Consider the following 2,124-nt stretch of genomic DNA (forward strand, 5'->3'; position numbering starts at 1 on the left):
GGATACTATCTCAAGAAACAACTCTCACAACTTGAAGCTCTTTAGTTCTACACCGGAGACTATCGGCCTAGGTGTGATGCTACTTTAGGGAACAAGCGATTTCGAAGCCAGTCTGCTGACGCACGCCAGTCTCGTCTTCTCGTAAGCGAAGTGAACTCTTGACAATGCTCTTTCTTGGCTCGTCAAATCCTTCAGCGACCAGCGGATCTTCGTTCTTGAGCGTCCAGCGGCTCTTAGATCGGGATGCTGAATCATGTTCAAATGACAAATTATTATGCTTTCAGAATCAACAACGCTTTGATGCCGTCTAGTCTTCTCGACAGTCCCTTACTCTGTCAGCCCGAACTTCTTTCGGGATGACAATAAGACGAGCTTCCGGCAAGTCATAACGGAAATGATAGCGTTGGTTATTCTGAGAACGTTTCAACCCTTCTGAACTTGGTTAAGAATCTCGCGTTCTTGGTTTTTCACCTTAACCAAGAACGAAGAATAAATCCATGCTCTGGAAGAACAGGTTTTTCCTTCTGAGAGCGGTGAACCATTTAACAGCAAACCGGTATCCACTGCTATGGCACACGGTGATTAGCCCAGGGGGATTTCACCCCAGGCTGTCTCAGAACCGGACTTGAACCTCTCGATTCATCCGGCTCCCATTATCCAGCCGAATGCAATATCTTCATTGTCCAGTGTACAAATAGCTGAGGTTCCCTGCGAGCAAGAGCTACTAGCCATTTGCCCGCTTTTGTGTGACCTCGCCTTTTGTAGTGTAAGATCTATATGGGAAAACTCCCATAGCTCAGCCCTTGTTAATAGCAAGTGTCTGCACCGATCCGGATAACACTGGTCTAGTGGAGGGTCCAATGGTAAATTTTGTCCTTGATAAGCAGAAGGGACCTGAGCTCCTTCTATCCTTGTTCAGACTGAATAACCATGAAAAGATGACTCCAAGCGACGGAGAGTCCCTAGAAGCCCTCTCTGACTGGGTTTTCAAGGCAAGGCTTTCTCTCACGGAGGAGAGTCTAACATCACTCGCAAGACTTTTCAGCTGGGAGGCCTTCTTTGGTTTGAAGATTATCCCTTACTTCTTTCTCGAAGGTTCCCCTACTCCGTCAGGTCTACTGAAGATGATAGAAACGATATCTCCCGAAAGGCTCCTTTCGCTGTTTCTTAGCAGCGATTTCATGCCACTTGAAAAGAGGAATGATGTTTTTTTAAAATCTTTAGAGGAAAATGAAAAGGGCGCTCTTGAGTATGTTTCGTCAATTCCCTGGCTCTTATCTTCTGACAGATATGAAGCGTTTCAAATGCTAACGGACCAGGCCAAGACACATGAATCCTTTCTTGAACTGCTTCGTTTTGCCGAGAAGGAGATAGCTTCAATGGTTGAACTGGAGAATCTTGTAAACTATGGGGAAGAGATTCTCCTTGAGAACATCGAGAGATTTGAAAGCGGCTTCTTAGCCTTTCTACTGGATATTGAACCTCCATCTCTGTCTGGTAAGATGATCAGGCTCCACGTTTCGGCGTTTCTTGGAGGCTCAGTGATCACGATTGAAGTTCCTGAGAAAAACTCAGTCATATCACTCATTGGAGTAGACAGAGTTAGGAAGCGGAGTCTTTCATATGAGAAAAGGAGCGCTGCGGGAGTTATTAGTGCGATGTCTGGCCAGAATTCGCTTCGTATTCTTAAAATTGTCATGCGGTCAAGTCAATGTATCGATGAAATTGCCTTTTTGAGCGGAGTTCATCGCCATGAGGTCATTGAAATCCTTGCGGCGTTGAGCAGGCAAGGTCTAGTGATTCCAGAAATCCATGAAAAAGAGCTGACTTTCACTTCCGAAGAAAGGCTTATCGACTGTGCTCTAGAAGAAATCAGAAAGGCAATTAAGGAAGGAGCGGGCGATTGATCGCCCGCTACAGCAATGTTCTTTCAAAGAAATCCGTTGAAACTGAGAAGAGTTCCTCAATCCAGTCAATCCTCTGATACTTGTGGTTGGCTCCCTCTACAGTATGTATCTTCAACCGTCTCGCATTTGCATACTTTTTTACGGGAAGATATGGCACCGATTCATCGTCGGAACCATGAACAATTAGCAGATCTCCTTCATAGTTTCTGAGTTCCTC

The 2,124-nt window shown here is 45.4% G+C and carries 1 protein-coding gene and 1 pseudogene; one reads left to right on the forward strand and one right to left on the reverse strand.

Annotated elements, in window-relative coordinates:
* Positions 1 to 860 precede the first annotated feature (860 nt).
* The gene (locus tag BG32_RS14145) at positions 861 to 1,907 is read left to right on the forward strand and encodes a hypothetical protein (protein ID WP_006486539.1); all 1,047 of its coding nucleotides are present in this window, start codon (positions 861 to 863) and stop codon (positions 1,905 to 1,907) included.
* 7 nt (positions 1,908 to 1,914) lie between these two features.
* Here the strand turns inward: BG32_RS14145 and BG32_RS14150 are convergent.
* Positions 1,915 to 2,124 (reverse strand): annotated as a pseudogene (locus BG32_RS14150) (S9 family peptidase); the annotation flags it as partial.

Source organism: Mesotoga sp. HF07.pep.5.2.highcov (assembly GCF_003666285.1).
Lineage (GTDB): Bacteria > Thermotogota > Thermotogae > Petrotogales > Kosmotogaceae > Mesotoga > Mesotoga prima.

Excerpts from the sequence above, each read along its gene's own strand:
- BG32_RS14145 (WP_006486539.1), top strand. The coding sequence starts at position 861 with ATGGTAAATTTTGTCCTTGATAAGCAGAAGGGACCTGAGCTCCTTCTA.